This is a genomic window from uncultured Tateyamaria sp., assembly GCF_947503385.1.
In the GTDB taxonomy this organism is placed as follows: domain Bacteria; phylum Pseudomonadota; class Alphaproteobacteria; order Rhodobacterales; family Rhodobacteraceae; genus Tateyamaria.
Genome location: NZ_CANNDO010000002.1, coordinates 182,721 through 205,432, shown reverse-complemented (window position 1 = coordinate 205,432; position 22,712 = coordinate 182,721). Strand labels below are relative to the sequence as shown.

At 57.6% G+C, this 22,712-nt stretch carries 28 protein-coding genes; 15 read left to right on the top strand and 13 right to left on the bottom strand.

The window, feature by feature from the left end; genetic code table 11:
* The first annotated feature begins 4 nt into the window (after positions 1-4).
* On the top strand, positions 5-1,579 hold the full coding sequence (pgi, locus tag Q1A85_RS06925; RefSeq protein WP_299686743.1) for a glucose-6-phosphate isomerase: 1,575 nt from the start codon (positions 5-7) through the stop codon (positions 1,577-1,579).
* An 87-nt stretch (positions 1,580-1,666) separates the two neighbouring features.
* Positions 1,667-3,286 carry a long-chain fatty acid--CoA ligase gene (locus Q1A85_RS06920; RefSeq protein ID WP_299686742.1) on the top strand — a complete coding sequence of 540 codons (1,620 nt, stop codon included), beginning with the start codon at positions 1,667-1,669 and terminating at the stop codon, positions 3,284-3,286.
* Here the strand turns inward: Q1A85_RS06920 and Q1A85_RS06915 are convergent.
* The 10 genes from Q1A85_RS06915 to Q1A85_RS06875 form a co-directional block, all read right to left on the bottom strand.
* On the bottom strand, positions 3,283-4,578 hold the full coding sequence (locus Q1A85_RS06915) for an ATP-binding protein (RefSeq protein ID WP_299686740.1): 1,296 nt from the start codon (positions 4,576-4,578) through the stop codon (positions 3,283-3,285). The genes Q1A85_RS06920 and Q1A85_RS06915 overlap by 4 nt on opposite strands.
* A gap of 147 nt (positions 4,579-4,725) precedes the next feature.
* A complete protein-coding gene (gene nrtS / locus Q1A85_RS06910) occupies positions 4,726-4,989 on the bottom strand; it encodes a nitrate/nitrite transporter NrtS (RefSeq protein WP_299686738.1) in 264 nt (87 codons plus the stop codon).
* A 185-nt stretch (positions 4,990-5,174) separates the two neighbouring features.
* On the bottom strand, positions 5,175-6,221 hold the full coding sequence (locus tag Q1A85_RS06905; protein ID WP_299686736.1) for a site-specific integrase: 1,047 nt from the start codon (positions 6,219-6,221) through the stop codon (positions 5,175-5,177).
* Complete coding sequence (locus tag Q1A85_RS22960; protein WP_366140567.1) at positions 6,113-6,391, bottom strand: helix-turn-helix domain-containing protein; 279 nt, start codon at positions 6,389-6,391, stop codon at positions 6,113-6,115. Before Q1A85_RS22960 ends, Q1A85_RS06905 begins: the two co-directional genes overlap by 109 nt.
* Positions 6,392-6,422: 31 nt before the next feature.
* Positions 6,423-6,764 carry a hypothetical protein gene (locus tag Q1A85_RS06900; protein WP_299686734.1) on the bottom strand — a complete coding sequence of 114 codons (342 nt, stop codon included), beginning with the start codon at positions 6,762-6,764 and terminating at the stop codon, positions 6,423-6,425.
* Positions 6,765-6,772: 8 nt separating this feature from the next.
* Positions 6,773-7,039 carry a hypothetical protein gene (locus Q1A85_RS06895; RefSeq protein ID WP_299686732.1) on the bottom strand — a complete coding sequence of 89 codons (267 nt, stop codon included), beginning with the start codon at positions 7,037-7,039 and terminating at the stop codon, positions 6,773-6,775.
* Positions 7,036-7,275, bottom strand: coding sequence for a hypothetical protein (locus tag Q1A85_RS06890; protein WP_299686730.1), 240 nt, complete (start codon positions 7,273-7,275; stop codon positions 7,036-7,038). Before Q1A85_RS06890 ends, Q1A85_RS06895 begins: the two co-directional genes overlap by 4 nt.
* Positions 7,276-7,400: 125 nt before the next feature.
* Positions 7,401-7,571, bottom strand: coding sequence for a hypothetical protein (locus Q1A85_RS06885; RefSeq protein ID WP_299686728.1), 171 nt, complete (start codon positions 7,569-7,571; stop codon positions 7,401-7,403).
* On the bottom strand, positions 7,568-7,837 hold the full coding sequence (locus tag Q1A85_RS06880; RefSeq protein ID WP_299686726.1) for a hypothetical protein: 270 nt from the start codon (positions 7,835-7,837) through the stop codon (positions 7,568-7,570). The genes Q1A85_RS06885 and Q1A85_RS06880 overlap by 4 nt, the downstream gene beginning before the upstream one ends.
* Positions 7,834-8,172, bottom strand: coding sequence for a hypothetical protein (locus tag Q1A85_RS06875; protein WP_299686725.1), 339 nt, complete (start codon positions 8,170-8,172; stop codon positions 7,834-7,836). The genes Q1A85_RS06880 and Q1A85_RS06875 overlap by 4 nt, the downstream gene beginning before the upstream one ends.
* A gap of 147 nt (positions 8,173-8,319) precedes the next feature.
* Here Q1A85_RS06875 and Q1A85_RS06870 point away from each other — a divergent pair, with 147 nt between their 5' ends.
* A complete protein-coding gene (locus tag Q1A85_RS06870; protein ID WP_299686724.1) occupies positions 8,320-9,108 on the top strand; it encodes a hypothetical protein in 789 nt (262 codons plus the stop codon).
* On the opposite strand, the gene Q1A85_RS06865 is transcribed toward Q1A85_RS06870, so the two are convergent.
* On the bottom strand, positions 9,023-9,793 hold the full coding sequence (locus Q1A85_RS06865) for a hypothetical protein (RefSeq protein WP_299686723.1): 771 nt from the start codon (positions 9,791-9,793) through the stop codon (positions 9,023-9,025). The genes Q1A85_RS06870 and Q1A85_RS06865 overlap by 86 nt on opposite strands.
* Before the next feature lie 155 nt (positions 9,794-9,948).
* The gene (locus Q1A85_RS06860) at positions 9,949-10,290 is read right to left on the bottom strand and encodes a hypothetical protein (protein ID WP_299686721.1); all 342 of its coding nucleotides are present in this window, start codon (positions 10,288-10,290) and stop codon (positions 9,949-9,951) included.
* 88 nt (positions 10,291-10,378) lie between these two features.
* On the opposite strand from Q1A85_RS06860, the gene Q1A85_RS06855 reads away from it, so the two are divergent.
* Positions 10,379-10,606, top strand: coding sequence for a hypothetical protein (locus tag Q1A85_RS06855; protein ID WP_299686719.1), 228 nt, complete (start codon positions 10,379-10,381; stop codon positions 10,604-10,606).
* Between the two features lie 35 nt (positions 10,607-10,641).
* On the opposite strand, the gene Q1A85_RS06850 is transcribed toward Q1A85_RS06855, so the two are convergent.
* The gene (locus tag Q1A85_RS06850; protein ID WP_299686717.1) at positions 10,642-10,980 is read right to left on the bottom strand and encodes a hypothetical protein; all 339 of its coding nucleotides are present in this window, start codon (positions 10,978-10,980) and stop codon (positions 10,642-10,644) included.
* A 198-nt stretch (positions 10,981-11,178) separates the two neighbouring features.
* On the opposite strand from Q1A85_RS06850, the gene Q1A85_RS06845 reads away from it, so the two are divergent.
* From Q1A85_RS06845 to Q1A85_RS06795, 11 genes are all read left to right on the top strand, one after another.
* Positions 11,179-11,907: a hypothetical protein gene (locus Q1A85_RS06845; RefSeq protein WP_299686715.1), complete on the top strand. Its 729-nt coding sequence runs from the start codon at positions 11,179-11,181 to the stop codon at positions 11,905-11,907.
* Positions 11,904-12,224 (top strand): hypothetical protein, encoded by a 321-nt coding sequence (locus Q1A85_RS06840; protein WP_299686713.1) that lies wholly within the window; start codon positions 11,904-11,906, stop codon positions 12,222-12,224. Before Q1A85_RS06845 ends, Q1A85_RS06840 begins: the two co-directional genes overlap by 4 nt.
* A complete protein-coding gene (locus Q1A85_RS06835) occupies positions 12,221-13,357 on the top strand; it encodes a hypothetical protein (protein ID WP_299686711.1) in 1,137 nt (378 codons plus the stop codon). The genes Q1A85_RS06840 and Q1A85_RS06835 overlap by 4 nt, the downstream gene beginning before the upstream one ends.
* Positions 13,350-15,197, top strand: a complete 1,848-nt coding sequence (locus Q1A85_RS06830; protein WP_299686710.1) for a DNA primase family protein — start codon at positions 13,350-13,352, stop codon at positions 15,195-15,197. Before Q1A85_RS06835 ends, Q1A85_RS06830 begins: the two co-directional genes overlap by 8 nt.
* A 465-nt stretch (positions 15,198-15,662) precedes the next feature.
* A complete protein-coding gene (locus tag Q1A85_RS06825) occupies positions 15,663-16,454 on the top strand; it encodes a hypothetical protein (RefSeq protein ID WP_299686708.1) in 792 nt (263 codons plus the stop codon).
* Positions 16,455-16,599: 145 nt separating this feature from the next.
* Positions 16,600-17,016 carry a hypothetical protein gene (locus Q1A85_RS06820; RefSeq protein ID WP_299686706.1) on the top strand — a complete coding sequence of 139 codons (417 nt, stop codon included), beginning with the start codon at positions 16,600-16,602 and terminating at the stop codon, positions 17,014-17,016.
* A 76-nt stretch (positions 17,017-17,092) separates the two neighbouring features.
* Complete coding sequence (locus Q1A85_RS06815; protein ID WP_299686704.1) at positions 17,093-17,605, top strand: hypothetical protein; 513 nt, start codon at positions 17,093-17,095, stop codon at positions 17,603-17,605.
* Complete coding sequence (locus tag Q1A85_RS06810; protein ID WP_366140566.1) at positions 17,605-19,329, top strand: terminase large subunit; 1,725 nt, start codon at positions 17,605-17,607, stop codon at positions 19,327-19,329. Before Q1A85_RS06815 ends, Q1A85_RS06810 begins: the two co-directional genes overlap by 1 nt.
* Complete coding sequence (locus Q1A85_RS06805; protein ID WP_299686702.1) at positions 19,326-20,561, top strand: phage portal protein; 1,236 nt, start codon at positions 19,326-19,328, stop codon at positions 20,559-20,561. The genes Q1A85_RS06810 and Q1A85_RS06805 overlap by 4 nt, the downstream gene beginning before the upstream one ends.
* A complete protein-coding gene (locus Q1A85_RS06800; protein WP_299686700.1) occupies positions 20,548-21,393 on the top strand; it encodes a head maturation protease, ClpP-related in 846 nt (281 codons plus the stop codon). The genes Q1A85_RS06805 and Q1A85_RS06800 overlap by 14 nt, the downstream gene beginning before the upstream one ends.
* Before the next feature lie 11 nt (positions 21,394-21,404).
* Complete coding sequence (locus Q1A85_RS06795) at positions 21,405-22,706, top strand: phage major capsid protein (protein WP_299686698.1); 1,302 nt, start codon at positions 21,405-21,407, stop codon at positions 22,704-22,706.
* The last annotated feature ends 6 nt before the right edge of the window (positions 22,707-22,712 follow it).

Here is a 22,712-nt window from a genome sequence, read left to right as displayed (position 1 = left end):
GACCATGTGGGATGAATTGAAGGCGCGGGCCGCTGCCGTGCAGGGGCGGCGCATTCTCGACCTTTTCGACGGCGCGCGCGCTGACGGCTTTGCGGTCGAAACGGCGACCATGCGTTTTGATTATGCCAAGACAAATCTCGACGCCGACACGCGGGACATGCTGTTGGCACTGGCCCAAGGGGCAGGGGTGGCGGCACGGCGTGACGCAATGTTTGCGGGTGCAAAGATCAACGAAACCGAAGGGCGCGCGGTGTTGCATACCGCGTTGCGCAACCTTGATGGCGGCCCTGTCATGGTGGACGGGCAGGACGTGATGCCCGGCGTTCTGGACACGCTCGCCCGGATGGAGCGTTACGCGACCGAGCTGCGCGGCAGCGCCATTACGGACGTGGTCAATATCGGTATTGGCGGATCGGACCTTGGGCCTGCGATGGCTGCGCAGGCGCTTAGCCCGTTTCACGACGGGCCGCGCACGCATTTTGTGTCCAACGTGGATGGTGCGCATATTTCGGATGTGCTGCGGGGGCTGGATGCTACAACGACGCTCGTCATTGTCGCCTCCAAGACGTTCACCACAATCGAGACGATGACCAATGCCCGCACCGCGCGGGCATGGATGCTGGACCATGGCGGCGACCCATCCGCGCAGTTCGCGGCCCTGTCGACCAATCTCGAAAAGACGGCCGAGTTTGGTATTCCGGCGGAACGTGTCTTTGGTTTTGAGGACTGGGTTGGGGGGCGGTACTCCGTCTGGGGTCCGATTGGCCTGAGCCTGATGATCGCCATTGGTGCAGAGGGTTTTCGCGCCTTCCTGCGCGGCGCGCAGGACATGGACCGGCATTTCTGTGCCGCCGAAGGGCTGGAGAACATGCCGCTGATGCTGGCGCTGGTGGGCATCTGGCACCGGCAGGTCTGCGGCTATGCCAGCCGCGCGGTGCTGCCCTACGATCAGCGGCTGGGACAGTTGCCCGCCTACCTGCAACAGCTGGAGATGGAATCGAACGGCAAATCCGTTGCCATGGACGGCACCCGCGTGCCGGGCGACACCGGCCCCATTGTCTGGGGCGCGCCGGGTACCAATGGCCAGCACGCGTTCTATCAGTTGATCCATCAGGGCACATCCGTGATCCCCTGCGAATTCCTTGTGGCCGCGCGCGGGCACGAACCGGACCTGCAGCATCACCACGCGCTCTTGATGGCCAATTGCCTTGCCCAGTCGGAAGCGCTGATGCGGGGCCGCACGCTGGATGAGGCGCGCGCCAAGATCGCGGATAAATTCGAGGGCGCAGGTCTTGAACGGCAGGCCGCGCACCGCGTGTTCGACGGCAACCGCCCGTCCACCACGCTGGTCTACGAACAGCTTGATCCGTTCACGCTGGGCCAGATCGTGGCGCTTTATGAGCACCGTGTGTTCGTCGAAGGCGTGATCCTCGGCATCAACTCGTATGACCAGTGGGGTGTTGAACTGGGCAAGGAACTGGCCACGGCCCTGCAACCGATCATCGACGGCGAAGCATCTGCGGATTGCAAGGACGCATCGACAGCCGCGCTGGTCGATTGGTTGCGCGCGCGCGGTTAGGCAGGTCACGTCCCCTGATTTGGCTTGCACCTGTGCACGGCCCCAAGGCACGATGCGTGGAATGCGTCATGTATGAGGGAGGCACCGATGCACGGCCAGATGATGAACTTTCCGCTGACGATTTCGTCGCTGGTGGATCACGCGGCAAAGTACCATGGCGCGACGGCCCTTTGGTCGGTGGAGACCGCAGGTGGCGTAACCGAAACCAGCTGGGGCGAGGTCGCGCGCAATGCCCGCCGTCTGGCAGATGCGCTGACGCAGCTGGGCCTTGGTCCGCAGGCGCGGTGTGGCACGATTGCGTGGAACAACCGGCGGCATCTTGAGATCTACTTTGGCGTCTCCGGCGGTGGCTTTGTCTGCCACACGATCAACCCGCGCCTGTTTCCTGAGCAACTGATTTACATCATCCATCACGCCGAAGATCGCGTGTTGTTCATCGACCGGACCTTTGTGCCGCTGGTCAAGGCAATCCGCCCGCAGATTCCCGAGGTCGAGCATATCGTGCTGATGGAAGGCCGCGACGACGCGCTGGCGGAGGACATCGACGGCCTGCTGTTTTATGACGAGTTGATCGACAAGGGTTCCCCGGATTTCGAATGGCCCGCGCTGGATGAACATACGGCCTCGTCTCTGTGCTACACCTCCGGCACGACGGGGCACCCGAAGGGTGTGCTTTATTCCCACCGGTCGACCGTACTGCACGCCTTTGCCTCGAACACACCCGATTGCATCGGCTTTTCGGCGCGCGACGTGGTGTTGCCCGTGGTGCCGATGTTCCATGTGAATGCGTGGGGCTGTCCCTATGCCTGTGCGCAGGTGGGTGCGCGGATGGTGTTCCCGGGCCCCGGTCTTGATGGCCCGTCGCTGGTGGAACTGATCGACACATACCGCGTGTCCATTGCGCTGGGGGTTCCGACGATCTGGCAGGGTTTGTTGGGCGCGGCTAGTACCGCCGGGTCTGAGCTGACCAGTCTCAAGCGGACGGTGGTGGGCGGGTCAGCCTGTCCGCCCAGCATGATTGCCACCTTCCGCGACCGCTATGACGTGGAACTGATCCACGCTTGGGGCATGACCGAGATGTCGCCACTGGGCACTTCGAACCAGCCGCTGGCCAAGCATCTGGACCTGCCCGTCGCCGAACAGCAGGCGCTGCGCGAAAATCAGGGACGTCCCCCATGGGGCGTCGAGATGAAGATCGTTGATGATCAGGGCAACACATTGCCCGAGGATGGTGAGGCGCAGGGCGATCTGCATGTGCGGGGGCACTGGATTCTCAGCAACTATTATCGCAAGAGCATCGAAAGCACGCTGGAAAACGGTTGGTTCCCAACCGGTGACGTCGCCACGCTGGACCCGGATGGCTATCTGTCGATCAAGGACCGGTCCAAGGACATCATCAAGTCAGGTGGCGAATGGATCAGCTCGGTTGATCTCGAAAACATCGCACTTGGCCACGACAAGCTGGCAGATGCCGCCGTCATCGGGGCGCGGCACGAGAAATGGGATGAGCGGCCCGTGCTGATCGTTGTGCCCGCCGAAGGGCAAACCCCGGACGAGGCGGACATCCTGTCGATCTTTGATGGCCAGATCGCCAAATGGCAGGTGCCGGACAAGGTGATCTTTGTCGACAGCCTGCCGCGCAACGCCACGGGCAAGGTGCTCAAACGGACGCTGCGCGAAGCGCATGGCGACGTGCTGATGGGCTAGTGCGCGGCCCGTGGCAGGATCAGGCACACAGTCGTGCCATTGCCCACGCGGCTTGTGATCGTCACATCGCCACCCGATTGCTGGGCAAACCCGCAGACCATGGGCAAGCCCAGCCCGCTGCCTGCGCCCTTCGGTTTGGTGGAATAGAACGGGTCGCGGATCTTGGCCAGAATGTCGTCTGGTATCCCGGTGCCCGTGTCGCTGACTTCAAACGCGATGTAGCCGGAGCTTGCGACGGGCGACAGGTCATCCGGAGGAAGGGCGGGGTCCACTACGTCAATGCGCAATGTCCCCCCTTCGGGCATGGCATCGCGTGCATTGATGACGAGGTTCAGCAGCGCAGATTGCAGCATCGTTTCATCAATCAGGATCGTGCTGTCTGTTGGGCTTGGGTGCAGCCGCAGCGCGATGTTCGCAGGCAGCACCCGTTTGGCGATTTTTTTTATTCCGTGCAGCGCCTCTGATGGTGCCATCCGCTTTGGCCACATCTCGGCCTTGCGGCCATAGCTGGTCAGTTGCCGCGTCAATTGCGCCCCGCGCCGCGTGGCCTCTAGGGCGGCATCGAGGAATTCGCCGCGATCCGGCGCATCGGGATAGGTTTGCAGCAATTCCAGATTGCCTTGCACCACGCTAAGCAGATTGTTGAAGTCATGGGCCACACCGCTTGTCAGCGTGCCAAGCGCCTCGACCTTTTGGGCTTGCAGGAACTGCGCGCGCGTCTTTTTCAACTCGGCATTGGCGCGGTCCGCCTCCCACAGGCATACGCCGAAATAGATGGCCAAGCACGTGCACAGCACCATCATCGACCAGAAAAACGGACCACCCCACGGCGCCTCAAAGAAAGATGCCGTGATAATGAACGTCGCGCCGCAGACAGGGATCAGATAGGCAAGGCCCAGCACCCAGTTGCGCGCCCGCAGCAAAAAGATGTTGAGCGCGGCACCCGTCAGCAGCACGCCAGTGGCGAATTGCCAGACCTGATGGTCCATGAACCATACATAGACCGGCAGCGCCGCATAAACGGATGCCAAGACAAAGCTGACAAGCCACAGCCGCACAAAGGCCCGCGTCGGGTCGCGGCCCACGGGCAGCGACACAACGTGGCGTTCCAACATGACACAAGCATAGTAGGCCATGACCCACAGGGGCAGCAGATCAAGACCCAGCAGCAGCCACCCACAGCCGCAGGCGACAAAGACAAGCGTAAACCGGATCATGAACTCGACGCTCAAGATGCGCTCGGTGCTTCGAACATCGTCGAAAATTTCGGTTACGCGTGCGACAGACGTCATCTGAAATACATGTTCAAAATGTGTTGGTGAAAAACGAGGCACTCGCACTCATCACACACTGGCGTGACTTGGCGTCACCCTACCTGAGATTGCAGGCGATGCCAGTGTTTTGCGCCAAACGTGTGTATTTTCAACCCATTGTAGAAATCAGACAGGCCTTGTTTCGTCGCGCATCCGGTCGCGCATGGCCTGCACAGAGGAATATGTCGATACGCAATACGGCACCAAAAAGGTCATCGCACATTTCAACCAACTCATCCCGTCCATCGCGGCAGACATCATTTTGTCACCGTGATTGATCAGGGCGATAACGACCCCGACAACAAGCGCGATGCGCGCGGCACGCCGCACAACGGCGGGGGAGGCGGCAATGGTCCAGAAGGACGGCGGATTTGAAGCGGTTGTGTTCATGTCTGTTGAGTTGGACGAACACCCGTTGCGTCGCAAGACCGCGGGCCCGCGATGCACGCAGCTGTGATTGCGTCATGCCTGCGCATTTATGCACAGATCGGCAGTAAACGTAGAAGAGTTTTGGAGCGGGTAACGGGAATCGAACCCGTAACTAAAGCTTGGGAAGTTTTTGTTCTACGTTGAAATTATTCACTTTTTCCCGAAGCTGCGGGAATTTCTGCGGGAGTGAGGTTGTAAAAGCCCTCAAGCGCATCCTCGAAATCGGCATCCAGCACATGCGCGTATTTGACGGTCGTATCAATGCTTCGATGGCCCAGCAAGCGCGACACCAGTTTCAGGTTGCCGGTGTGCCTTAACATGCGTGTGGCGAATGTGTGCCGGAAATCATGGAACCTAAAGTTTTCGATCTCGGCCGCGACAAATGCCCGATCCCACATCCAGTGGTTATTCTGGTTGAATGGCCGTCGGTTTCCGTGACGATCAATCCATGTGAACACAAAGTCGCGATGCGCCAACACGTTCGACTTCGGCAGGCTTGTCAGGAACGCACGCAACGGCCGCGAAATGCGAAACTTGTAGGGCGGTTTCCCATTGTGTTCGCCCGCCAGCGTCAAGTGGGTGTCACCAATGTCTGACCACCGCAAATTAAAAATTGCCTTTTGTCGCGCGCCGGTCATAAGGGCGAACCGCACCATAAAATGCAGGTCAGGTCGCAGGTGTTTGAATAGGCGCCGCTCTTCGTCCTTGGTCAGTTCCCGCACGACCTCTTGCGGTTCTTTCGTTCTCACGGCGGCGTAGTCGAGATCCGGCAGGCGGGCCTTGTAGAATTTTCCCATGTGCCTGATGGCTCGCGATAGGAATTCAACCTTCCGGTTGACGTACCCGTTTGACTGCGTCGCACGCGATTTTGCGACGAATGCCATTAGGTCCCCGTTGTCGAGGTCGCCAATGAATATTCCGCCATCTATATCTGCAAGGACCATCTTGCCTTGCGAGTAGCTGGTGCTTGCGCTTGGCTGGTGCTGACAGATGTCGGTGTAGTACGTGCCGATCGCTTCGGATAAGGTGTAGTCCGTTCGTGGGCGTTGCGCAATTTTGGCGGCTGTCCTCGCCTCGGCCTCAACTAGTTTCGCGTCTTGGAAGTTGTCGGTTTCGCAAGACCCATAAAATCGACGACCTTTGAATTGGAAGTCATAGTGCCAGTTTTTCGAGCCCTTTTTTCGGAACGGCATTCTTGAATCGTCCTCGCTTCGATGAACTCTTGTAGATCCTCTGGCTTATACCGGATCGCGCCACGCGTTATTTGGACGTACCGTAACCCCAACGACCGGCACTGTTGCAAGGTCTTTTGACAGACCTGCAGCACGTCTGCCGCCTCGGATGGGGTCAATAGACGGTTCACAGCACGCCCCGGCAGGTTTTCGTGTTGCAGATCATTCTGCGTCTTCCTTGTCGAAACGCACCCAAGCGTCGATAAGGCTGGTGATACGGCCCAGCATTCTCGCGCCGCGCGTCCCGCTTCGACCTCGATCGCGTCGCCAGATCCTGAGCATCTGATACAACTGCGCGCCGCGGTTGCGGGCCATGATCCACCAGTGTTCGCGGCATTTCGCCTGGCAGAACCGTGCATGACGCGCCTTTGCCTGTTTTGAAAGTGGCTTACCGCAATAGTCGCAGAAGCCCGGACGCAGCGCAGGAAGGCGTTCAGCCTCGCCATGCATCGTCATTCTGCCGCGCTTGGGCGTAAAGGGCGTTTGAGCGTTCGCGTGAGTCATGCAAGCCGTCAATCGCCCGGTGAAGCCAAAAGAGGTTCACGGCGGTGGTGGGCATAGGTCAGGAAGTCGCCGCGTGTTTCTGGTGGTTGTTCCCGCCACTCCAGAAACAGCCGTTCTATGTGTGTATCCTTGGCCGCTGCAATCTGTTTAAGCCGCGCGTCGAGGACTGCGCGCGCTTCTCGAAAGGCAAAGGCTTCGACCAAGCGCAACACGACTTCCTGCACTTTGCGGTCGCGCGCGTGCGGATCGGCAAGGGTTATTGTGTTTTGGGTCATTGTTCCGAAGGCGCGGGCTGCGTGGACATCGACACGGGCGGGTGCATCGTGCCTAGGATAGTGAGCCTGATACTGCCACCACCTTTGAGGTGTTCCAGTTCTGCGGGCGTTGGTTCCCAAAGCGATGTCATGTGGTTCACCCCATCGATCACTTCGTCACGGATGGCTAGAGCCATGTATTCGTCCTGATCTTCGGCAAGGGTGCGTGTCGCGTTCGAAATGCGCATTGGCTGCATGGGTGGTCCTCTTGTGGTTAAAATGCAGGCCCGGTGTCCTTTTCGCGTGAGTGACGACTTTGCCTGTCACCGGGCCTGCGATTGCCCGTGCGCGCATTGGGGAGGATACGCGACTGTCGGGCGATTCATTGTTGCTGCAGCAAAGCTGCGCGCGCCGTGATTAGAAGGAACCATACCGCGCCGTAGACGGCAGCAATGATGCTGAGCCGGAAAAGCTGTTGATCGAACCACGCCCAGAACCGGCGTCGCCGGACATCGCGGTTGTTCGCTTCGAGCATTTGGCCAATGGTTTTCACGCTGCGGCCTCCTGTGCGTGTTGTTCCAGCACGTTCCGGGCTGCGAATAACCAATTGCGTGGCAATTGAGCGACGTCGCCCGAGATTGCGGAAACTCCGAACAACCCAATCTCAAACAGCACGGGCGCGTATTTTTTTGGGTCCTCGGGCACGGTCCAGATCCCGTTGTTGACGCAGAGATTTTTCATGTGCAACAGCCGGTCTTCGGGCGCGATGCTTTCGACCAGATCGACGGTGGCGCGGATGCGGGGAATGTCGAAGTTCACAGCACATCCCCCGCGACAACTTGGTGTGCCCAAATGATGATTGCGCCGAAAGGTGATTTGCAACGCGTGCCTGCAAACCCGCGATAGACAAAGCTGTAACCTTCGTCGTTTTGGTCAAAGTCGCCGCCGTTCAAACCGGTTGATGATTGCACAAGGTTCAGACCTGTTTGCCCCTGTTCGACACGGTAGAAGATTCGACGGGCCAAAAGACAGGCGTCGCGAAGATCCAGTAATTGGCAGGCTGTCAGGTCCTCGCGGGGACGTTGACCGTTACCGGCTGGAGCGCCTTCATTGGATCGTGTGTGGATTTTGACGACGTTGTCTGTTGTGGACATGTGAACCTCGCATGATTTGTGATATCGTATATGCTGGGCAATTGCCCACATGCAAGCTAAAAATACGGGCAATTGCCCTCACAAAATGCCCACATTATGATGGGCAGGTCAAAAACCGCCGAAAAAATGTGATGGGAAAGAGGTGATATGGGCAATAATCAAGCTGTAATTGGAGGCCGTGGCGTGATCGATTCAGAACTATTTTCGGTGACTTCGGTGTGCCTGGGTGTTCTGTCTGAGCGCGGTTACTACGTGACCGATACTGTCATAGACGACGATCTTGAGCGTGAAATGCGTGACGCGGGGCGTCATGCGCCAACGCCAATGATGTCGCACCATATGAATGATTTTACGGAGGCCAACAGTCGTTGGGTGGTATTGAGGTTCAACGGTCAATTGGTTGGAACGCTTGGCTTTCGCTTCGATGATCTTGGGCAAAAGACATTGGCGTCGTATCTGGAATCACTGTTTCGTCGACATTTCAATGGCAGCAAGACAGAGACCAAGATCAGGCCAGACGCACCGCGCCGTATCCATCAGGTTACAGGTCCGAACATTCACGCCGGTGATTTCTGGTTTCACGTCGACCATCGCGGCGATCCTGCCAAAACCATGTGCTTTTGTAACTACGCCCATAGCTTGGTTTTCGCTCAATGGCAAAACGCGGAGTTCATGTATGCGTTCCACTGGCGACGCCACGCATTGGCTGGAAAGGTAGACCAATACGGTTTTGTCTCAGGAAGTATCCCAGGAGCGCAGATCTGGACAAATCCACCACCCGGCCGCGAAGACACAGAACAATTGTCGCTTTTAAGTCGCGATGATTGGCGAAGCCAGCTGTCCTACTATGTCAGGCACCCTCAGGAATTGACGAATCCGCCAATTCTGCGGCGGTTGCAGGACGCACCGAAACGCACTTTGAGAAGTTCCAAATGAACCTGTCTGTCACGTCAGTCACCGGCATGAGGACAGTCTTGTAGACCAATATGTAAGGCACATCCGCGTTTCGAAACGCAACAGTCCGGTAGTGAGTTTGCACCGTGTTCTCGCTGGCGGCACGATTATAGCATTCAATGGTTTCTGGTCGGGCTTCGCTTAGGTAGCCAATGTATTTTTCAACTCGTGCCAAATCGGTTCCGATGCGGTCGGCCGCGAGACACCTTTCGCCGACCTGCAACACTTCTGGCATCTTGCTGTCCAGATTTGTTGTCTTAAACAATAATAGGTGGGGCGTGATCTCTGGCATGTCGACGAGACGTCCGCCCGTAGAGAAATACCATGCCTCAACCGCGTCTGTCGAAAGCAAATCACCGAATGCGTCTACGTTTTGTTTAATGGCTGACGACATTGCCTGCCCAAGCTTTGCCGCAGCTTCGCTTTGCGAAGAGGTGATAGTCAGTGACCTTTCCAATGGAACAAGGCTTGACCGGGGAACGCCAAGCGCGTCCGCCAGGATAATTGCTTCTGTTACCAAGAGACCTTTGCCCTTCTGGTTTTTTAGGTCGGACAGTCGAGATTTGTTCAATCCAGTGTTCGCCTCTAGCGTGCGTAGGCTTTGCGAGGTTTCCTTTAGGTAATATGCTATCGTTGCCTCTGGCGACGAAAAATTGTTGTTTGTCATATCGTATGTCTGTAATTACAGACAGCGGACAATGCAAGCTTTACTAGAATTAACCGTGCGGATTAACGTCAAGCTGCCACTCAACAATGTGAAAGATGTTTAACCCAAAGGGACAGTAATGACGCTCGATTCTGCCGTCGTTTTGCTTGAAGAAATCAATCGTTTGCCGCACGGGACGCAACGCGACGCGCTTGTATCCCGATTAGCAGCGCACGAAGCTCTGCCTCAGATAGAAGACTTAATTCTTCAGAGGCTTGCGCGCGAAGGGCTGCGTGTGTTGACGGCTGGTCACCACCGTTAAGGATCCAGTCTGCTGTCGTTTCCAGATAGCGCGCCAGCTTAGCAGTGTCGTCTGCGTTTGGCTTAGCGCCGGGGCGTCGCCAAAGCACGTTCAGTCGGTCATATTGCACGCCGCTGCCAAGAGCCATGCTGCGCCGTGTCTCGTTTCGTTGTTCCAAGAGTTCATCAAGGCGGTTGGCAATAGGGTTTGTGTTCATGTGTGAAATTTACAGTGGGCAATGGCCCATTACAAACATAGAATAGCCCGCTTGACAAGATGCGGGCAATTGCCCATATGCTCACGCCATGTCGAGCGAACCCGAAAATCCCGTCCTAAAGAAAGTAGAAAGTCTGGCTGAACGCTTCGGTCTGATGGCCACAACAATCTGTGGGCGCGCATTCAAGGACAGTAAGAAGCTTGGTCAGCTTCGTCGCCGCAGTGATCGAGAAAGCGAAGAACTGGAACGGTTGGACGAGTTGGAAACTCAGTTGCTTTTGGAAGAACAAAAGCGCGCCAGGGTCGCTGCAGAATGACCGCAGCGTTGCACGCATCCATCGTCGCGACGGTTTCAGAAGCCGCTCATTACCTCGGACAAGGATTTGCCTTCGTTTTCTGCACACGCAAATACAGCGTAGGCCATCGAAGCAGCGATCTGTTCGGTTGTTGGTTGACCGACGCCATACTTTTGCGCAGCGGCACCGACGACGATCCCGGCAACGATCATACTGACTTCCGCGAATTTTTCTTTGGACTGCATAACGTCATTGAATCCGATGCATCCAAGGTTCTGCGCAAACAATATCATATTTGCTGTCAGTTCGGTGTTAGGTGTTCCTGCGGTTGCGCGTTCACCGTGGGCATACAGGCAAGTGATGGTTGCCAGCACCGTAGACACAAGTCGTTTCATCAATCTTTTCCTCGCACTTCTGGACGCTGTCTGAACGCTAACCACCGGCGCGGGAACTGTCACGCCCCGCTGCCGCTGTGGGGACACGCGTAATGCAGTGCCCCTATTTGTCCAGCTTCGACGTGCTTCAGCAACTGGTGGAACTGCGACGCCCGACCGGGAACGATGGTTGGGTTTGGGACAAGCGGAGGCTGCGTTATGTCCGCTAACACCTCCGCCGCGGTGATGCAGCAGCGCCAAGAAGCGCGCGATAGTCTCGACGATTTTCCGACGCCACCTTGGGCCACGCGTGCGCTGTGTGAAAAGCTGATTGGCTTGGGTGAGCCGTTGTCGTCGCAATCGGCATGGGAGCCGTGTTGCAATCGCGGTTTCATGGCCACGCCTGCGGCTGAATACTTGAATGAGGTCTATGCGACAGACGTTCACGATTACGGTTGGAGCGGTCAACAGGCGGTGCGTGATTTCCTGATCCCATGGGATGGATCGGATCCCGTTGTGGATTGGGTCATCGCCAACCCGCCTTTTCGTCTGGCTCTGGAATTTATTCAGCGCGGGTTGCAGGTGGCGCGGGCTGGCGTCGCTGTTTTTGTCCGTACCGCATTTGTGGAGGGGTTGGAGCGCTTCAACGCGCTTTTTCGCGACACGCCCGAAGCTGTGTTCATGCCCTTTGTTGAGCGCGTTGTGTTGTGGAAAGGCGTTTTGCTTGATCCTGACGTTCCGGTCTGTCGGTTTAACGAGAAAACGGGTGAACACGAAATCAAGAAACCGTCTAGCGCGACCAGCTATTGTTGGCTTGTGTTTAAGCGTGATCACCTTGGGCGCGGTGTCGTCGACCGCATCGGTCCTTGCCGAAAGGCACTCACGCGCCCTGGCGATTATCCGCCATTGCCGGATCACCTTATCCCGCGACAGGGGGGCTTGTTGTGAACGAAATCGAACTTGCCGCTGAAAAGGCATTGGTCGCTCTGTCTGTCCAACTGTCGATGCAGGTCGTCAGCTGTCAACTCGAACTAGAGCTTATCCGTCTGTTGCGCGACGTTCTGCCTGACTGCAAGAATATACAGCTGTCGCTGGAATCCATCCGTTGGCGGGCGTCTGAATTGATCAATGCACAAAAAGGGCGTGATTTAGGGCGGGCCAAGACGGCGTTGCGATACGCAACGGAGCAATATTTCCGCGAAGCGGCGGCCGCGCGGTATGACGATTGGCGAGACAAGGCGCAATCTCGGGTGATTGAGCCATGAGCGCGAATTCTGACATCAGGTTGGACGAAGCCAAAGCAATCCCCGTGCGCGACGTGGTCGACCGGGTTGGCGTCGTCGGGCTGCGTCAAATGTCGGGCGAACTGATTGGTCCTTGCCCGCTTTGTGGCGGCCGCGATCGGTTCGGGGTAAATTTGCGTTCCCACAAATTTCAGTGCCGGAAGTGCGACGTGCGTGGGGGTGACGGGATTGCGCTGGTGATGCAGGTGCTTGGCTACGATTTCAAAGCGGCATTGACCTTTCTATGCGGTGATGCCCCGGCCGTGATTGATCCAGAAGAAATTGCGCGGCGCGAGGCCAAGGCTGAACAGACGAAACGACAGCAGGAACAAGCGCAGGCGAGGTATAGGCAAAATGCCATCCGGGACGCGCTGAGCATTTGGCAACGGAGCCGTCCGGGTGCGCAGGGTGTCGTCCGTTCATATCTGACGGCACGTGGTTTCGCGCCGGACCTGTTGCGGCATTTGCCTAACGATCTTCGGTTTATCTGGGATCATCCCTACGTCAAGAAAATCGACGGGGCGCTTGTCACGGCGCATCGAGGCCCGTGCATGATTGCGGCAATCAGACAGCCAAACGGCGACATATCGGCCGTCCACCAAACATGGGTCGACACGTCACCGCCACACGGTAAGGCGCGGATACAGCACGAAGGCGCCGCCCTGCCGTCCAAGATGGTGCGCGGGTCCAAAAAGGGCGGCGCGATACGGTTGTACACGCCGAAGCGTTTCAGAACTTTGGTGATTGGTGAGGGGATTGAAACCACCCTGACCGCGCTGGTGGGGTGGGGTGACGTGCTGGGGTTGGATCAAACCGCGTTTTGGGCGGGTGTGGATCTCGGCAATATGAGCGGTCGCATGACGAAATTAGAGGGGACACGGTTTTCCGGCGTGCCTGACATGACGGATACCGACGCCTTCCGGCCACCGCCCTGGATCACGCGCGAAATCTATGTGCAGGACGGGGACTCTCACGCGAAAGCTACGCGCGCGAAGCTTGAATGCGGATTACGTCGCGCCATGGCCACTGTTCCAGGATTGCGTGCACAGATCGTGCACGCTGGCGATGGGGTAGATCTGAACGACGTTTTGACCGCGGGGGCGCAGGATGACTGACGAACCCAACCTTGAAGGCGTGCGTGCGACGTTGGAACGGGCCGAAGACATAGCCCCGATCGAGGGGCTTGGCGGGCCACCTGACGACGTGACGCCCCCCGCGCTCCCGGTTGATAAGGCATCAGACGGCCCCGAGGTGGAAGGGGCAAAGCTACCGCTAAATGACACCGGCAACGGTCAGCGTTTCGCGCACTATTGTGGCGGCGACGCGATGTATGTCCCGCGCGTCGGTTGGCATGTTTGGGACGACAAGCGCTGGCGTTTGGATCCTGACGGCATCGCTGTTCGCAGGCACGCCCAAAGCATCCACGAGTGGATCGAAAGGGAAATCCCTTATCTGGAATTGAATTCTGCCGAGCAGGGGCGCGTGGAGCGCATCGAGGCGATCCGGTCGGAACTGCGATCATTCGACGACACCAATGCGGATTTATCGGACGAAGAGCGCGGTAAAAAACGCAGTGAACTGAACGCCGAAAAGAGCAAGTTGAGCGGTGAACTTTGGGGTCGCGGGTCGACCAGACAGCGGCACAAGACATTTGCCCGTTCCGCAGGGAACAGCAGCGCAATCAAGAATATGCTGGGCGAGGCAATCACAAGCTTGCATCGCGACGTGGAAGATCTGGACGCTGACCCGCTGACCGTCAACACGGCAACAGGCATTCTGTGTTTCCGTGTTGAGGATTTGCGCGAAGACGGTGGCAGCAAACAGGCGGATTTCGCCGTGATCGACCACGCGCGAGAAGTAGCCATGCCGGGCCGGAATGCGCCGCAGTACATCACAAAGATGATGCCGGTGGACTATGACCCGGATGCGAAATGCCCTGGCTTCGATGCGTTTCTTACACGAGTTTTGCCTGAGCCGGAAATGCGTGCTTTTGTCCAGCGCTGGTTTGGCGTCAGTATGACCGGCCTGCCTATTCAGAAGTTCCTTTACATGTACGGGATGGGCGCCAACGGCAAATCACTGTTGGCAAACCTTATGCGCCGGATGATGGGCGACTACGCCACGATGGTGCGTATCGAAAGCCTGACCGGCAAAAACCGCAAGTCCGGTTCCGACGCTACGCCTGACCTGATGCGATTGATCGGTGCCCGCGCTGCGATCACGAATGAACCCGAAGAGGGCGAAAAGCTGCAAGAAGCCAAGGTCAAGGAAATGACCGGCGGCGACGAGATGCTGGTGCGCAATCTGCATTCGGACTTCGTCACGTTCACGCCCTACTTCAAGTTGGCTTTTACTGGGAACCACAAGCTGGAGATCCGCGGGACCGACGACGGAATATGGCGTCGCCCGCTGCTGTGTCCATTCGACGTTCAAATCCCAGAGGCAGAACGCGATGAAAAGCTTGGTGATCGACTCTTCGAACAGGAGCGATCCGGTATATTCAATTGGATGATCGGGGGCTTGCTGGACTACCTTGAGGGCGGATTGCAAGAACCGGCCCAAGTGGTGCAGGCGACAGAAGAGTATCGCAAGGACAGCGATCCCATTGGCGACTTCCTGTCCAACGCTTGCTTTATCGATGGCGGTTCAGACTTTCTGTCTGCGCGCGACATCGTCGACGCGTGTTACCTTTTCCTGTTGGAGAACTATCAGAGTGCATGGCGACCCGGCACGATATCGCGGCGGTTAAAAGAGCGCGCGGACAAGTATCTGCACCCCAAGACCCAAAAGAGTTATGCCGGACACAAGAAGAACGGCACGCGCGGTTATAGTGGTGTCATACTGACGGCTGATATGCGCGACCAGCTCGAACGGGCTGGGCGCGACAGCAAGGGTCTTCCCATACCAAATCAAGCTGACGATCGAGACGTCCCAGACGGGTATCGAAGTATCTGATGGCGCCCTTGGCTGCATATCCCGCGCAAGCCACCCAAATCACCCCGCACCCCTACAAGCTGATTTCTTCGAAATTGGGGCAATTTGCCGACTTCGGCCCCAAACCGGGGCGTTTCGGCGCGCGCGATGGTTTGGGTAAATCGTCGAAAATACAGAGCCTTACAGTTTCGATGGGGCAGGCGGGGCGCTTGGGGCATGTTTTGGCAAGGTACGTGCGTGCGCGAACTATTCGGGGTCTGGGGTGGGGTGTTCTTGTGCGTAAGGTTGGAAAGTGCGCCCCATCTGCCCCGCGCGCCCCGCCTGCCGCATTTTGTTTCTATTTGTCAGCGGGTTATCCTTTTGTGTCGGATCGTATTGTTCTGCCCCGGAATGATCGTGTTCTGCCCCAGGTGCCCCGCTGCCATTTTTCACGGTCAATATGTTGACCTTTGCTGTCTTCAAACGACGAAATGTAGAAAGAAGTGGATGATGATTGTGAGCGAGCGGCCCAAGCCCGACTTCTATGTAACGCCTTCCGGTATTGTCCGGGAGGATGAACCATGGCCCAATGATCGTTGCAAAGAGACTCAGACGGCAGACAGAATTGAGCGCGCGCGCCTGTTGTCTCGTGGATCTGCGCCCGCAGATGTAAGTGCCGAGATCCATGTCGCACCTGCGCGCGCGACGTTGAAGCCGTACACTGAACTACAGCGGATTGCAGTTGGCACAGAAGACTTTGAAATTACGCCGGTTCGATACGTCAGCGGATCGCCCGCACAAGAACGTGATGTCTTTGATCGTATGACTGAACAGGCGCATCGGCGATCTGGCGATCAGGGTGGGCCGTTCACCCGCGCCATGGTCAGCGCAGGGCGAAGCTATCGCGAGATCACGGAAGAGGTTCACGGCTTCGGTGTGAAGGGCAGTTCGGCTTTTGATGGTGCTTTGGGCGGTTGTGGCAAGGTCGATGCAATGGACGCCTATATTGCAAAGGCAGAACGTCTGCGATGGTTTCACGAAGCCATTGGCGACGGTGTTGCAAAGAGCAACAAGCGGAAGGCACCGATATATGAGGGCCAAACTTCAGTTGGCTCCTATCACTTGCGCGACATCGGCCGCAAATTGATCACGGTGCGCGTGTTGGTCGATGCAGTGTGTTTGCACGGACAAGCGCTTGGGCCGGTGCTAGGCGCGCACGGTTGGTCCCGCAGCGCGAAAAACACAAAAACGCTTCAATCCGCATTGTGCGCCGCCCTGTGGCGTATGCAGGGCATTTGAGTTCGGGTGCTACAAAATCTTGTTGACAGTTAGGTCATCCGGCGAGTATCGAATCATTATTCTCACGAATTGCGCCCGCAGGGATCACACCCCTGACGGGCGCTTTTCGTTAGGCGAACCAATCGGACAAGGTGAGACGACGCGCATGGCAAAGCTTCGAGTGCTAAAGCCGAAGCTGGGTACTGCGGCACCCAAGCTTGCACAATCCAAGCAGGGCAAGGCCCCGCGCGCGCGGCGTTCCAGCGGTCCTTACAACACTGCTGCCTGGCAAAGGCTGCGGTTGCGTGTCTTGCGTCGCGACGCTGTTGATCTTTCGGATCGTCCGCACCTCATGCCGCCGCACGTGCTGTTCAAGGATGCGCCGTTGCTGTGGCCAAAGTGCCAGTGTACGGGCGTCCTGCTGCTGGGCAAGTATCCAGCGGCAAACAGCCCGGTTGTGGATCACATCAAGCCGCATCGCGGTGACATGACGCTGTTCTGGGATCCCAACAACCTTCATTCGGTTTCGAAGGCGTACCACGACAAGGTAAAGCAGAGCCTTGAACGGTCGGGCCTCGCCTGACCTGAAACAACCAAAATTCCGGGGGGGCGGGTCGAAAGTCAAAATCCGGCTTTTACCTAGACCCGCGGCGTACTCATTGGGAGAATTTTTTTCTGTGGCTGGCAATTTTGACCTGCTTGGCGACCCTATCCCCGAAAATCACGGGAAGGCTGGGGCCAATGGACACATTCCAACGGCGGAAAATGTCAAGAAAGTCAGACTGTTGCTTGTCGCCGGAATGGAAGTATCGCGGATTGCCGAACAATTGGGCATCTCTATGCCCACCCTGCGGAAGCATTATTTTTCGTCCGGCGTGAAGCGGGACGTCCGCGCCGCACGGCGTCGAGCCATTGCGGACGAGAAGGCAAAGGCGCTGTTGCGGCTCGATAAGGCCGCGGAAAAGGGCAACGTGACGGCGATCAAGGAAATGAACGCGATCCTGCAGGCTGAGAGGATCAAGGATCTTTCTCGGGATGCTGCAGGCGACGACGAACAGCCCGCAGAGAAGCCCGAGGCACCCGCGCCGCGAAACAAGAAGGATCAACGAGTTGACGCAGCGGTGGCTGCGATCGACGGCGACGATCTTCTGAACCCCGTGAAGGTACACTGATGTCGATGCTTGCGCTCAATCAGTTTGACGACTGGTCGACGGCCGTTCCGAATTGGGCAGACCTGATCCTGGGCGGAAAGCCACCACTTCCAGTGTTGCCGCTGCATGATGCATACGCCGAGAAGGCGCTACGGATATTCAAGTCGTTGCGCAATCCAGACCTGGATGGTTTTCCGACTTTTGGGGAGACGTGCGACGAATGGGTATTCGCGTTGGTGCGTTTGATTTTTGGCAGTTACGACCCGGAACTGAAAAAGCGTTACTTGCGCGAATTCTTTGTGATGATCCCGAAGAAGAACGGCAAAACGGCCATCGCCGCTGCGATCATTGTGACGGCGTGCATTCTGAACACCAGCCCGTCTGCCGAATTCATCTTGATTGCGCCATCGATCAAATTGGCGCAACTCGCGTTCGGCACTGCGTCCGGCATTATCGAAAGGACGGATCGGATCCGGCCGCTGTTTTCAGAACCACGCGAGACAACGCGAACGATCAAGAACCTCAATCCAGACATCAGGTCGCAGATCATCATCAAGGCGGCCGACACGGACATTGTCACTGGCGCGAAGAACGCGACAATCCTTGTCGACGAAACACACGCCTTTGCAACCAAACCTGCCGCAAAAGGTGTTTTTGTCGAAATCCGCGGTGCGTTGTCCCATCCGCAGAACCGGCACTTTCTGTTGCAGATCACGACACAGTCAAAGAAGCCGCCAACCGGCGTATTCAAAGCCGAACTGAAAACCGCGCGGCGTGTCCGTGACGGGCAACTGCGACGGCCCATGCTGGCGCTGATCTACGAGCTGCCCGCGGACGTGGTTAAGGACGGCGGATGGAAGAACGAAGAAACATGGCACTTCGTCAATCCACATATCGGTCGCAGCGTCGATTACGATTTCTTGCGTGACGCGCTGGAAACCGCAGAAGACGACGGCCCCGAAGCTTTGTCCTTGGTCGCCAGTCAGCATTTCAATGTCGAGATTGGCACCGCCCAAGGCGACGACGGGTGGCGCGCGCAGATCTATTGGGACAAGGCAGACACAGGGCCGAAGACGCTAGACGAGTTGATCGAGAGATCTGAGGTTATCACGTTCGGCGTTGATGGCGGCGGTGATGACGATCTGTGCGGCGCGGTCGCGCTTGGCAAGGAAATCGATACAGGCAACTTGCTGGCATGGTGTCGCGCGTGGTGTCAGCCCGAAGTTCTGAAGCTGCGCAAGTCCATCGCGCCCGCTCTCGAAGGCTTCGAGAAGGACGGCGACCTGATCATTTGCAAAACACCGTTCCAACACGTGGACGACATCGTGGCGATTGTGACGATGCTGCATGAAACCGGCAAGATGCCAGAAGAGAATGCGGTGGGCGTTGACATTGCAGGTTTGCCTGAACTGCAGAATGAACTGGATCTGGCCGGTTTGGGTCAGCCGTTTCTGACGGGTGTAGGTCAGGGCTGGCAGTTGCAAGCGTCGATCAAGTCGATACCTTTGCGGCTAAAATCCGGGATCATGCGACACGGCGGGCAACCTCTTTTTGCGTGGTCCGTCGGGAACTCCAAAGTCGAGTTGAAGCGGTCGAACCAGTACATAACGAAAGAACTGGCGGGCGCGGCTAAGATCGACGTGGTGGCGGGTCTGTTAAACGCGTCGCAGCTTATGCTGCAAAACCCGGTTCCATCGGGCGGCGGGCTGGATGATTTCCTTGCAAACGTGGTGGTTGTCGCATGATCCGATTTTTGAAGGCGGCCGCGCGGGGCGTGAAGGCGGAATACACCTTTGGAACCGGCTGGTCGCCATTCGCCAACGGATCGCCATGGCCAATGAATGCGACGCGGTCCAAGGCAGGCCCGATGGTCAATGCAAAATCATCGCTCGAACATTCGGCCGTTTGGGATTGCGTGCGCAAGACAGCGGAAATGATCTCTTCACTGCCGGTCGAACATTACCGGCGAGACAGCAACGGCGGGCGCACCGCGTTGGCGGACGATGTTGCCGAGATCGTCAAGGATTCGCCGAACCAAGAGCAAACGGCCCCGGAGTATTGGGAAGGTGTGATTGCCCAAACCTTGCTGCAGGGAAATGCCTATTCCGAGCGGCTTATGATCGGGAATCGCCTCGTTGGCCTAAAGCCTCTTTTGGGGTGTACGGCAGAGGCCCTGCGAGGCGGTGGGTTTCGTTATCGGATCGTCGATCGCGGAAAGGTCGAATACCTGCCCGCTGATAAGGTGTTCCACCTTCGCGGCTTTGGTGCTGGTGATGGCCTGGGCATGTCCGTTGTCCGCTACGGTGCGAATTCAATCGGTGCGGCATTGGCTGCTGATCAGACCGCGGCGTCGATTTTCTCCAACGCCGCACTACCGGCCGGGATTTTGCAGTCCGAACAGACCTTGAAAAAGGATCAACGCGACCAACTGCACACTTTGATTGAACAGTATGTCGGATCGTCTAAAGCGGGAAAGACGATGGTTCTGGAAGCCGGTCTGGACTGGAAACAGCTTCAAATGAACCCGGAGGACGCGCAGCTCCTCGACACGCGCCGTTTTGGGATTGAAGACGTTTGCCGTTGGTTCGGTGTCCCGCCAATTGTCATTGGTCACGCCAACGAAGGTCAGACTATGTGGGGCAGTGGTGTTGAGGCAATTCTATTGTCTTGGCGCACACTTGGCATCAACCCGTTTCTGGTTCGGCTCGAAAAGCGGATGAAAAAGGATTTGTTGCCGCCTGCGGCGCGTCGCCGGGAGTTTTTCAAGTTCGACCGTGACGCGATGATCGAAATGGACAGTAAAGCCAAGGGCGACCTGATGCTGAAACTCGGCATGGGTGGGACAATGACGGCCAACGAACGGCGCGAGCGGATGAACCTTCAACGCCACAGTGATCCTAACGCGGATGCCTTGTTGGCGCAGGCACAGATGGTGCCGCTTGAACTATTGGGAAGGGACAACAATGACCAAACGTGATTTGCCCATCGCTCGGGTGCCGACCCGCCCAGGCGCAAAGGCCGACATTGCCGTAAGCGCAATTCAGCGTTGGAATTCGGACATTCAATCCGCTGGGTCAGACAAAGACGAAGCAACGATCTCGATCCTGGACCCGATCGGCGCAGATTGGTTTGGCGATGGTGTGACGGCCAAGCGTATCGCGGGTGCGTTGCGCAACATTGGGGATCGTGACGTCGTCGTGTCGATCAACAGCCCCGGCGGTGATTTCTTTGAAGGGCTGGCAATTTACAACCTGTTAAACGAACATCCGGGCGCCGTGACGATCAAGATCCTTGGTCTCGCCGCTTCGGCCGCGTCCATCATTGCGATGGCAGGTGACAAAATCCAGATTTCACGCGCGGCCTTTCTGATGATCCACAACACATGGGTTCTTGCCGCAGGGGATCGTCATGCGTTCCGCGAGGTCGCGGATTGGCTTGAACCCTTCGACGCGGCGGCGGCCGAGGTCTATCACGCCCGGAGCGGGATCGCTGAAAAAGAGATCGCGACCATGCTCGACAAGGAAACGTGGATCGGCGGGACCGAAGCCGTCGACTTGGGCCTTGCGGATGCGATCCTTGGCGACGATGCCATTGCAGGCGGCGCACAGAACAACACAAAAGACAACCCAGTCGCGGCCACGCGTCAGGTTGATCTTTTGTTGGCCCGTCAGGGCGTCACGAGATCGGAACGGCGGTCGCTAATCGCCGGTCTGAAAGGGGGCACGCAAGACGCTGCCCCATCCGGTACGCCGCGCGCTGCCGTTGCAGAGTTGGCGCAGACCGCGCTGGACAAACTGAACTCCATCTAACGAGGTAAGCTATGAAAAAGCTTTCAATGCCCGCCATTTCTTTGGCGGCACTTGCAGCCGCGCGCCCGGACTCCATTCTTGGCCAAGTTCGCAACGAAGGAACCGGCGACCCGGAAACGCTGCTGAAGACTGTCGAACAAAAACTCGACACGCTTAACGGCGAAGTGAAACAGACGGCCGAGAATGCCCTGAACGAGGCAAAAAGGGCTGGTGAGGTTTCCGCCGAAACCAAGGCTGCGGCTGACAAGCTGCTGTCTGAACAAACGGCGACCATGAAAGTCGTCAACGAACTGAAGGAGATGCTCGAAGGTCTGGACACAAAGGTGCTGGACGTTTCGCAGCAGGTGGCCGAAGGCAACAAGGGCGGTGGTGCCAAGCCCATGACCCTTGGCCAAGCCATTGTGCAAAACGAAAGGGTCAAATCCTTTACCGGCGGCACGATGTCGATCGATGTGGCCAACGCGATCACAACTGCGGCCGGATCCGGTGGCGGGCTGATCTACCACGAAGAAGAGCGTGACCCGGTACGGATGCCGCGCCGCCGCCTGATGGTGCGTGGCCTGTTGACGCCCGCAAGTGTCGGGTCCGACCAGGTGCACTACCGTCGTCAGGTACTGCGCACGGACGGAACAGGCATGGTCGCCGAAGGTGCACCAAGTGGGCCGTCGGAATTCGGCTGGGAAAAGTCAGTCGAGCGCGTCAAGAAGGTGGCCACGCACACCAACCTGAGCGAAGAGGCTCTGGCAGATGCGGATCAACTGCAGTCGGAAATTGACGGCGAACTGCGCTACCTGATCGACCTCGAAGAGGAACGCCAGATCGTCGCGGGCGATGGTTTGGGCGAGAACCTGACAGGCCTTTTGCCCGCAGCACCAGCATTTGCCGCCCCGGCAGGTCTGCCGAACGTCAACCACGTTGACCGTCTGCGCCTTGGTATCCTTCAAATCACTCTGGAAGACTACATGGCAACAGAGTTCCTGCTGAACCCAACCGACTGGACCGCCATCGAGCTGCTGAAAGTTGGCGGCACGGACAATCGCTACATCTACGGGAACCCCGGTGTTCAGGGCACGCCGGTACTGTGGGGCAAGGGCGTGATCGAGTCCAATTCGATGTCTTCAGGCGAATGGCTGGCCGGGGATTTTCCGATGGCCGCGACGTTCTACGATCGCAACCAGACCGAAGTCATCATGTCGACCGAACATGACCAGAACTTCATCGAAGACATGATCACGGTGAAGGCCCGCAAGCGTGTTGCTCTGGCGATCAAGCGCGCCCTTGCCATGGTCAAAGGGGACTTCGTTTTCGCGTAATCCGCG

Bases quoted from the DNA above. Each gene is read 5' to 3' on its own strand.
- pgi (WP_299686743.1), top strand. From the start codon at position 5: ATGTGGGATGAATTGAAGGCGCGGGCCGCTGCCGTGCAGGGGCGGCGC.
- Q1A85_RS06920 (WP_299686742.1), top strand. From the start codon at position 1,667: ATGCACGGCCAGATGATGAACTTTCCGCTGACGATTTCGTCGCTGGTG.
- Q1A85_RS06915 (WP_299686740.1), bottom strand. From the start codon at position 4,578: ATGACGTCTGTCGCACGCGTAACCGAAATTTTCGACGATGTTCGAAGC.
- nrtS (WP_299686738.1), bottom strand. From the start codon at position 4,989: ATGAACACAACCGCTTCAAATCCGCCGTCCTTCTGGACCATTGCCGCC.
- Q1A85_RS06905 (WP_299686736.1), bottom strand. From the start codon at position 6,221: ATGCCGTTCCGAAAAAAGGGCTCGAAAAACTGGCACTATGACTTCCAA.
- Q1A85_RS06900 (WP_299686734.1), bottom strand. From the start codon at position 6,764: ATGACTCACGCGAACGCTCAAACGCCCTTTACGCCCAAGCGCGGCAGA.
- Q1A85_RS06895 (WP_299686732.1), bottom strand. From the start codon at position 7,039: ATGACCCAAAACACAATAACCCTTGCCGATCCGCACGCGCGCGACCGC.
- Q1A85_RS06890 (WP_299686730.1), bottom strand. From the start codon at position 7,275: ATGCAGCCAATGCGCATTTCGAACGCGACACGCACCCTTGCCGAAGAT.
- Q1A85_RS06875 (WP_299686725.1), bottom strand. From the start codon at position 8,172: ATGTCCACAACAGACAACGTCGTCAAAATCCACACACGATCCAATGAA.
- Q1A85_RS06870 (WP_299686724.1), top strand. From the start codon at position 8,320: ATGGGCAATAATCAAGCTGTAATTGGAGGCCGTGGCGTGATCGATTCA.
- Q1A85_RS06865 (WP_299686723.1), bottom strand. From the start codon at position 9,793: ATGACAAACAACAATTTTTCGTCGCCAGAGGCAACGATAGCATATTAC.
- Q1A85_RS06860 (WP_299686721.1), bottom strand. From the start codon at position 10,290: ATGAACACAAACCCTATTGCCAACCGCCTTGATGAACTCTTGGAACAA.
- Q1A85_RS06855 (WP_299686719.1), top strand. From the start codon at position 10,379: ATGTCGAGCGAACCCGAAAATCCCGTCCTAAAGAAAGTAGAAAGTCTG.
- Q1A85_RS06850 (WP_299686717.1), bottom strand. From the start codon at position 10,980: ATGAAACGACTTGTGTCTACGGTGCTGGCAACCATCACTTGCCTGTAT.
- Q1A85_RS06845 (WP_299686715.1), top strand. From the start codon at position 11,179: ATGTCCGCTAACACCTCCGCCGCGGTGATGCAGCAGCGCCAAGAAGCG.
- Q1A85_RS06835 (WP_299686711.1), top strand. From the start codon at position 12,221: ATGAGCGCGAATTCTGACATCAGGTTGGACGAAGCCAAAGCAATCCCC.
- Q1A85_RS06830 (WP_299686710.1), top strand. From the start codon at position 13,350: ATGACTGACGAACCCAACCTTGAAGGCGTGCGTGCGACGTTGGAACGG.
- Q1A85_RS06825 (WP_299686708.1), top strand. From the start codon at position 15,663: ATGATGATTGTGAGCGAGCGGCCCAAGCCCGACTTCTATGTAACGCCT.
- Q1A85_RS06820 (WP_299686706.1), top strand. From the start codon at position 16,600: ATGGCAAAGCTTCGAGTGCTAAAGCCGAAGCTGGGTACTGCGGCACCC.
- Q1A85_RS06810 (WP_366140566.1), top strand. From the start codon at position 17,605: ATGTCGATGCTTGCGCTCAATCAGTTTGACGACTGGTCGACGGCCGTT.
- Q1A85_RS06805 (WP_299686702.1), top strand. From the start codon at position 19,326: ATGATCCGATTTTTGAAGGCGGCCGCGCGGGGCGTGAAGGCGGAATAC.
- Q1A85_RS06800 (WP_299686700.1), top strand. From the start codon at position 20,548: ATGACCAAACGTGATTTGCCCATCGCTCGGGTGCCGACCCGCCCAGGC.
- Q1A85_RS06795 (WP_299686698.1), top strand. From the start codon at position 21,405: ATGAAAAAGCTTTCAATGCCCGCCATTTCTTTGGCGGCACTTGCAGCC.